This window comes from Kitasatospora sp. NPDC096128, from assembly GCF_040303105.1.
Lineage (GTDB): Bacteria > Actinomycetota > Actinomycetes > Streptomycetales > Streptomycetaceae > Kitasatospora.
Map to the genome: position 1 here is coordinate 5,160 of NZ_JBEOSP010000040.1, position 7,757 is coordinate 12,916.

Annotated in this window: 7 protein-coding genes; 4 read left to right on the forward strand and 3 right to left on the reverse strand. The window is 72.7% G+C overall.

Features of this window, described 5'->3' with window-relative positions; all coding sequences use genetic code 11:
- The first annotated feature begins 354 nt into the window (after nucleotides 1-354).
- Complete coding sequence (locus tag ABTY61_RS32980; RefSeq protein WP_350508816.1) at nucleotides 355-1,200, forward strand: patatin-like phospholipase family protein; 846 nt, start codon at nucleotides 355-357, stop codon at nucleotides 1,198-1,200.
- A gap of 150 nt (nucleotides 1,201-1,350) precedes the next feature.
- Here the strand turns inward: ABTY61_RS32980 and ABTY61_RS32985 are convergent, their stop codons facing one another.
- A complete protein-coding gene (locus ABTY61_RS32985) occupies nucleotides 1,351-2,286 on the reverse strand; it encodes a GDSL-type esterase/lipase family protein (RefSeq protein WP_350508817.1) in 936 nt (311 codons plus the stop codon).
- Nucleotides 2,287-2,520: 234 nt separating this feature from the next.
- On the opposite strand from ABTY61_RS32985, the gene ABTY61_RS32990 reads away from it, so the two are divergent.
- Together ABTY61_RS32990 and ABTY61_RS32995 are read left to right on the forward strand one after the other, a co-directional pair.
- Entirely contained in the window at nucleotides 2,521-3,327 is an 807-nt protein-coding gene (locus ABTY61_RS32990) for a phytanoyl-CoA dioxygenase family protein (RefSeq protein WP_350508818.1), read from the forward strand.
- Nucleotides 3,328-3,377: 50 nt separating this feature from the next.
- A complete protein-coding gene (locus ABTY61_RS32995) occupies nucleotides 3,378-3,551 on the forward strand; it encodes a hypothetical protein (protein ID WP_350508819.1) in 174 nt (57 codons plus the stop codon).
- A gap of 215 nt (nucleotides 3,552-3,766) precedes the next feature.
- Here ABTY61_RS32995 and ABTY61_RS33000 read toward each other — a convergent pair whose 3' ends face one another.
- The gene (locus tag ABTY61_RS33000; protein WP_350508820.1) at nucleotides 3,767-5,884 is read right to left on the reverse strand and encodes a pectate lyase-like domain-containing protein; all 2,118 of its coding nucleotides are present in this window, start codon (nucleotides 5,882-5,884) and stop codon (nucleotides 3,767-3,769) included.
- Between the two features lie 337 nt (nucleotides 5,885-6,221).
- Nucleotides 6,222-6,917, reverse strand: coding sequence for a VC0807 family protein (locus ABTY61_RS33005; RefSeq protein ID WP_350508821.1), 696 nt, complete (start codon nucleotides 6,915-6,917; stop codon nucleotides 6,222-6,224).
- A gap of 487 nt (nucleotides 6,918-7,404) precedes the next feature.
- Between ABTY61_RS33005 and ABTY61_RS33010 the strand changes: the two genes are divergently transcribed.
- Complete coding sequence (locus ABTY61_RS33010) at nucleotides 7,405-7,614, forward strand: DUF6243 family protein (protein ID WP_350508822.1); 210 nt, start codon at nucleotides 7,405-7,407, stop codon at nucleotides 7,612-7,614.
- Nucleotides 7,615-7,757: the final 143 nt, after the last annotated feature.

A 7,757-nucleotide genomic window follows, 5' to 3' on the forward strand; every position in this document is an offset into this window, starting at 1 on the left:
CTACCTGGAGGCCTCGGCGACCGGCCTGCCGGTGGTCGCGGGGGACTCCGGCGGGGCGCCGGACGCCGTGCTGGAGGGCGAGACCGGGTACTCGCGCCGCCGGTGCGAGGGGTGCAGCGGCTACGACCTTTCTGTCTTTCCGTCCCAGGCTGATTCCTGGCCGATTCCTGGCCGTCCACAGGCTTCCCCTGCTCCTGGCACGAGTCGTCGGTGCCCTCGGAGGACGCTGCTCCACCGTGGAGAACGGGACCGGACCCGAACCGCTCCAGGCTCCGGCCCCGCTGGTGTACTGTCACCTCGACACAAAATGGGGATCAGTCCCCAGTTCTTGCGCGTCGGAGGAGAGGGACCACCATGAACGGGACGGCTCTGGTACTGGGCGGCGGCGGACCGGTCGGCGGCGCCTGGCTGACCGGCGTGCTCGCGGGCCTCGCCGACGGCGGGATCGACCCGACGGCCGCCGACACCGTCATCGGCACCTCGGCCGGTGCCGTCTTCGGGGCCCGCCTCGCCGCCGGTGAACCCGCCCGCGAGCTGTTCGAGCGTCAACTGGAAGGCCTCGACCGGGTCGAGATGGGCATCACCGTCGCACAGACCCTGCGCTTCCTGTGGGCAGCCCTCGCCACCCGCGACCCGGAACGCTCGGTCCGGCGCCTGGGCCACGCCGCCCTGACCGCGCGCACCAGCCCCGCCCAGGACCTCCACACCACCGTGCACACCCTGCTGCGTGACGCCACGACATGGCCCGCGCAAGAGCTGCGGATCACCGCCGTGGACGCGCGCACCGGCGAGGTCGAGGCCTTCGACGCCGACTCCGGCCTCGCCCTGGCGGACGCGGTCGCCGCCAGCTGCGCCGTCCCGCTGGTGTGGCCACCGGCCGCCGCCCTCGGGCGGCGGTGGATCGACGGCGGCACCCGCTCCACCGGCAACCTCCAACTGGCCGAAGGCCACCAGCAGGTGCTCGCCGTCTCGCCCGTCCCCACCGCCGTCGGGCCGCACCCCAGCGCCCAGCAGCAGGCAGCCGAGCTGCGTGCCGCGGGCGCACACGTCACCCTGATCACCCCGGACGCCGACGCCCGCCGCGCGATGGGCCGCAACCTGACCGCCGACGCCCGGCGCCCGGCCGCCGCCCGGGCCGGCCACCGGCAGGGCACGGCCCTGGCCGCCTCCCTCACCCTCACCTGGCCGTCCCGCCGCTGAGCCGGGGCAGCGGCGAAGGCGCCGGCCGGACGAGCCCCCGGCGGCGATCTCGCGGGGGGCCGGGGCGGTGCCGGGTAGGGCGGGGATCGTCCCGCCACGGGACCGGAGCCACCGCCGCACCCGCGGGCGGCCGCTCCGGTCCCGCCGTGCTCAGCGGAGGGCGTCCAGGTGCCGGTAGAGCTCCTTGTGTCCCTCCGGGCCGGGGTGCAGGCCGTCGACGAGCAGGTGGGGCTGCTCGCGGAGCGGCTCCCACAGGTCGAGGTAGTCGATGTTGTGGTCCGCGCACCAGGTCCGCAGGGCCGTACGCAGGGCGAGCGCCCGGTCCGTCGTGAAGCGCAGGCCCTCGTAGTCGCCGGTGCGCGTCTCGTCGAGCCAGATCGGGCCGGCGACGACCAGGCGCGCGTTGTGCCGCTGGGCCGTCGCGGCCAGCGAGTCGAGGTGGCCCGTGATGTGCGCGAGCCCGTCGGGGTCGGCGTCCGTCGTGGCGAGCGGCACGGCGGAGTCGTTGATCCCCGCCGCCACGATGAGGGTGTCCGGGTGACGGGGAGCCAGCAGCGCGGGGGTCTGCTCGCAGACGTCCGCCAGGGTGCTGCCGGGGATCGCGAGGTTGAAGACCCGGTGCCCGGCCTCGTCCGCCGCGATGTGAGCCGCCGCCAGGTGCCCGGCCCAGCCGCCCTGGGGGTCGCAGCGCCCGTAGGCGATGCTGTCGCCGACGATGACGATCCGTGCCGCCGAGCGCAGCGGGTTCGCGTCCAGGTAGGCCCAGGCGGTTTCCCCCGAGGTGAGCAGGACCCGTCGCCGGGCGTAGTCGGCGACCTCGTACGCGTCGGCGGCGGCCAGTTCCTGGTCGGTCAGGCGCAGGACGGCGCCCTCGACGGTGCTGCCGAGCCTGCGTTCCAGGGTCAGGTGCACATCCTGGCCGCTGGTGGCGATCACGTCTTCGTCGGTGATGGCGAGGGGCCTGGCCGCGTAGCCGGCCAGGGCCGCCGGGGTCATCGCCACGATGCGCCCGAAGAGTGCGGTCTGGACCTGCGGGTCCAGCAGGGTGCCGAAGGAGAACAGGGTGTGGGGGTGGGACTCGGTCACCGTGAAGCCGTGGCCTTTCCATCGGGGGTGATCGACTCACTCTATGTCGGCCCTGCGCATCCGGTCGCCGTGCCCCTGAACCGGAAACGGTGCCTCTGAGCTGGGATGGCTGCGGCGAGTCCGCTGCGTCCTTCCGCTGAGTGCCCGGTGGCGGAGCGGGCCCGGTGGTCACCCGACAAAGGCGGTGCGGGATATGTCGGGTGGCCGGAACCGGTGCCACCGCATGATGGGGGCATGGATGACACGACCCTGGTGGCCCGGTTCCTGCGCGACGGCTTCGTGAAGCTGGAGGGCGCAGTCGCACCCCGTGTGGCCGCCGACTGCGCGCGGCTGCTCTGGCAGGAGACCGGCTGCGACCCGGACGACCCCTCGACCTGGACCCAGCCCGTCCACTGGATCCCCGGCATGGCTCAGGGGCCCTTCGCCGCCGCGCCCAACTCCCCGGCCCTGCACCGCGCTTACGACCTCCTCGTCGGCAAGGGGCGCTGGGAGCCGCGCTACTCGCTGGGCACCTTCCCGCTGCGCTTCCCCCACGAGGAGGAACCGGACGACGCCGGCTGGCACATCGAGGGCAGCTACCTCCCCGAGGGCGAGAGCTGGTACTTCACCAACCTCCACTCCCAAGGGCGCGCGCTGCTGATGCTGTTCCTCTTCAGCGAGGTCGGCGAGCAGGACGCCCCGACCCGCATCCGCGTCGGCTCCCACCTCGACGCCCCCAAGGTGCTGGAGAAGTACGGGCGGGACGGCGCGAGCGGACTGGTCCTCGCCCCCGACCTGGTGGCGGCGTCCGACCACCGGCCCGTCGCCCTGGCCACCGGCTCCCCGGGCGACGTCTACCTCTGCCACCCCTTCCTCGTGCACGCCGCACAACCGCACCACGGCACCCGCCCGCGCCTCATGGCCCAACCACCCCTGATGCCCGCCGCGCCGTACGAGCTGGACCGCGCCGACGGCGCGTACTCACCCGTGGAGACCGCCATCCGCCGGGGTCTGGGGCAGGAGACCCCTGACCCGGACGACCGCGGTCCCCGCGTCCCGTAGCTGCCGACGCCCTGTCCGCGGCCGGGACCCGGGGTGGCAGACTGTCGGTCATGAGTGATCAAACCGGCCGTCCGACCCACCGCCCGCTGGCCCAGCCGTTCTCGCACGCGGGCGCCGCCGCCGACGAACCCCTCGTCGAACGAGTGCTCCCGACCGAGCGCCTCGGCTCTCCGTTCGCCGTCCCGAACGCCTCCGAGGCCGAGCCCGGCGAGGTCCTCCCGTAAGGCCGCCCGGGTCGGCTCGGCCCGGCGGTCCCGCCGCCCGGGCCCCGGTCGACCGCGTGACAAGGCATGTGCAGCGCAAACCGTTCCCGTGCGCCGTGCGCCGTGCGCCGTGCGCCGTGCGCCGTGCCCCGTGCTCCGTGCCCCGTGCTCCGTGCGCCGGCCGGTCCCGGGATCGTGGACCGGCCGGCGCGTCGGACGCTGCCTCGGGCGCCGGGTCAGGGGAAGGCGACCACGTTGCTGGGCACGGTGCTGCCGGTGGGCGTGCTCGCCCCCGTGTCGTCGATGACATGGGTGATCGTGCCCTTGCCGCCGAGGGAGACGGTGAACACGTCGTGGAACCTCACGCCCGGGGCCGCCGGTACCTCGAACGCGTGGTAGCTGTTCACCGACGGGTCGACGTTGAAGTAGCAGTAGCTGCCCAGGCCCCACGCCTCGTGCGAGGTGACGTTGTCGCCCACTTTGTAGGCGGCGTAGCCGTTGGCCCCGGTCGGGCCCGTCCAGGCGGCCTGGTTCGGGACGTCGTACGGCATCTCGTTCTGGAAGAAGATCGTCCTGCCGTTCTGGCCGTTCCAGGTGACGTCGTACTTCTGGTAGTGCTCGACGAACAGGCCCGTCGCCTCGACGTTGTCGCCGTTGACGACCAGGCCGTTGTCGGCGGTGTTGACGTCCCAGCCGACCGTGCCCGCGTTGCCGTGGTCGGCGCGCCAGGCCCAGATGTCGTCGATGATCGCGTCATTGCTGTTGACGACCAGGCTCGCGGTCGCCCGGCCCGCGATCTCGCCGCCGATCCGGAAGAACACGTCCTGGACCGTCGTCGGGTCGCCCGCATGACTCGTGCCCGCCCCCGGGGCCCCGACCGTCAGCAGCGCGGCCGAGTCGGTGGTGCCGGCATCGAACAGCAGGCCCTTGAGCCGCACGCCGTCGACGTCCGCCACGTGCATCGCGTCGACCCCGTTGTCCGGCACGAACGTCGGGTAGCCGATGCCCAGGACCACCGTGTCGGCCTTGGTGACGTTGAGCGTTCGGTCGAGGTGGTAGACCCCCGGGGTGACGAACAGGTTGCACCCCTGGGCCAGCGCCGCGTTGATGGTCGAGGCGGTGTCGCCGGCCTTGACGACGTAGAACCCGCTCATCGGCAGCGAGTTGCCCGCAGTGCTGCCGCCCGCCCAGCTGGGGCCCGAGGCGTCGGTGCGCAGAGAAGGCAGGAACACCCGGTACCGGCCGGTGCCGTCGACGTAGAGGTAGGGCACGTCGCGCGAGACGGGGGTGGTGCCCAGAGTGGTCTCCGGGGGGTTCGGGAAGGTGTTGGCCGGCGCGCCGCCGGTGCCGGAGAAGACCATGTTCCACACACCGCCGCTCCAACTGCCCAGGCTGCTGTCCCGGGTGTACCACTGCTGCTGCGAGGAGGAGGACGCCTGACCCGCCACCTTGCTGTCGGCGACGTAGCCACCGCTCGCCCAGCCGTGGCTGGCCGGGTAGAGCTGTAGGTCGCCGTGGACGTCGACGCGCCGCAGCGGCGCCGCCTGCGCCACGGCCCAGCGGTTGCCGCCGGCCGGGTTGATGGCCAGGTTCTCCGCCGAGCGCCAGAAGTTCTGCGTCGCGTTGCCCGCGTCCGAGGCGTTGAACGCGTCGACCGTGACATGGCCGTTGATGGTCACGTCGTCCGGATTCAGCCCCAGACCCGCGACCGAGGTGTAGAACCCGACGTTGTCCTCAACGCTGTACACGCCGGGCTTGAACAGGTCGGCCACCCGGTCCTCGGAGAACTGCGCGGTGTTGGTGTCCTTCATCCGGGCGAACTGGGCGTCGAGCTCCGCCTGGATGGCGGCGCCGGACATGCCCGGGTCGAAGACGTGCACGTTCGGGCCGAAGTCCGGGGTGTCGGACTGGGCCGGACACCCGGGCGTCGGGCCGCCTCCAGCACCTTGGGTGTAGGTGAAGTGCGGGGTGTCGTACTGCGGGCCGTTCTTCTCGTAGGTGAACCAGTACTCGACCGGGGTGCCGGCGGAGAGCGGGCCGACGGTCCGGGTCCAGGTGCCGGCCTCGTTCGCCATCCGGAAGTTCTGCTGGCCGGCACCGTTGACCAGGTAGTGGACGTCGACGTACCGGGCCGGCGTCGTCGGCGTGAACGCGATCCGTACCTGCGAGGCGCCGAGCGGTGTGGCGCTCTGGGTGTAGTCGCCGGACGCCGCGGACGCGACCCCGGACGCGGACGTGAGGCCGAGCAGCCCGGAGAGCGCCATGGCGAGGACGGCGAACAGGGCCACGACGCGCGACGGCCGGCGGTGCGGGGTTGGGGTCGGGGTCGGGGTCGGGAGGACTATGCGATGCATGCGGTGGGGGGTTCCTCTCGTCTGTGTTCGCGAAATGAACACCGGAGCATGACCCGCGGCCACCGCGGGGCAAGCGCCTTCGAACAGTCCACCAGGACCGTCGTCCAACAGCCGATCGGGAGTGAGCATGTCAGAAGGGGAGTCTCATGGCGGCCTGAACCATCGTCAAGAGGCGGCACACCGTTCATTTTCTGAACACGCCACGCGGCCACCGCCGGACGCCCCTTCAGGGACCGACAGCTCTGCCCTTCCCGCCTCGCGCCACTGCCGAGACTCCGCGGGTCGGCGTGAAGGTGGTGGGGAAATCCGGAGAGCCGCGCAGCCCGGCCGGGGGCGCTCAGCTGCCCGGCGGGCGCGCGGTCGTGCCGGAGGTCAGCCGCCAGAGCCCGGCCAGCTCGTAGTAGACGCCGTTGACCACCTGCAGGAGCACCAGCGTGACCGGCCACAGCAGCGCGCCGAGGCCGGGCACCACGTCCACCGGCAGGGTGTACGCCATCACGATCCGCGCGGCGGCGTCGAGCAGCATCGCCACGCCCCAGATCGCGGTCGAGACCCGCCAGATCCGCCGGAAGGCCGGCTCGCGTTCCCACAGCACGTCCCAGGAGGTGCCGTCGGAGCGGAACCGTCCTTCCAGCAGCGGCCGGCCGCCGTGGAAGAGCAGCGGGCGCCCGGCCCTGATCGAGACCAGGAACCAGAGCCCGGCCACCCCGGTCAGCCACCCGTCCTTGGCCAGCAGGAACCGGGGACTGCCGCTGACCAGCGCGGCCGCGACGCCGAGCAGCATGGTCCCGGCGACGAATCCCGCCATGCCCTCCAGGCTGCGGGTGCGCAGCCAGTGCACCGCTGTGGTGAGCGCCGGCAGGACGGCGCCGGCCAGCAGCGCGACGAACACGCTGCCCCCGGCGGCACGCAGCCCGTAGTACACCCCGATCGGGAGCAGGACGTCCCGGGCGAGGCCGAGCAGCAGGCGCCGGCCGCTGGGCCGCGGTGGCGGCGCGGGGGCGTCGCCGTCGGCACTTCGCGTGGTGGTCACGGCATCCTCCGGGGCACGGGAAGGCCAGCGTAGTGCCGGGTCCGCGTGCTTGCCCGCTCGGCAGCCCGGTCTGCCAACTCGCCTCCGGCTGCGTCCCGTTGGCCCCGGCCGGCCGGTCGGCCAGGCAGCCCGCCCGGCGGATGGTGCTGCCACGGGGACGGACGGGTCAGCGCGGGCGGTACCGCCGGTAGCGGACGTACAGCACGACGCACGTGATCGCGCCGACCGTGCACACCGGTAGGCTCAGCCCGACCGCCATGATCACGCCGTTGCCGACGCCCTGCACGGTCTCCTCACAGGGGCGGCGAGAAGGTTGGCGCGCAGGGCCGACGGAACCGGGTAATGTCTTGGTCATGTTCTTCCAGACGCCGATTTACGAGTGAGCGCGTGACGGGCGCCTGCTGACGTCCTTCGACGTCGCCGCCCGTCCCCCACCGATGAATCCGTAGATCACTTCACTTCACCTCACCACCGGGAGAACCACGCCGTGAGCAAGAACATCAACAACCCCGTGGGCATGGGCGGCGGCCAGCGCAAGAGGCAGTCCCGCGCCGAACGGCAGAACAACGGTCCGCATCGCAACCTCGATCGCCAGGGTGCGGCCGACCAGAAGGCGGAGCTGGTGCGCAAGATGCGCGAGAAGGCGGGAACGGCGGAGGGCACCGGGCAGCCGGGCGACGACACCGTACAGGGCTGACGCACTGCCGCCGCGGCGCGGCACCGTACGACAGCAGGGCTCGGACCGCGCGTCGCGGTCGCCTACTCGGACGCCACGTAGACCCGGAACACCCGGTCGAGCTGCTGTACAGGAAGTCGGCCGGACCGACTTCCTGTACGGAG

Coding starts and splice junctions, on each gene's coding strand:
- ABTY61_RS32980 (WP_350508816.1), top strand. CDS start 355: ATGAACGGGACGGCTCTGGTACTGGGCGGCGGCGGACCGGTCGGCGGC.
- ABTY61_RS32995 (WP_350508819.1), top strand. CDS start 3,378: ATGAGTGATCAAACCGGCCGTCCGACCCACCGCCCGCTGGCCCAGCCG.
- ABTY61_RS33000 (WP_350508820.1), bottom strand. CDS start 5,884: ATGCATCGCATAGTCCTCCCGACCCCGACCCCGACCCCAACCCCGCAC.
- ABTY61_RS32990 (WP_350508818.1), top strand. CDS start 2,521: ATGGATGACACGACCCTGGTGGCCCGGTTCCTGCGCGACGGCTTCGTG.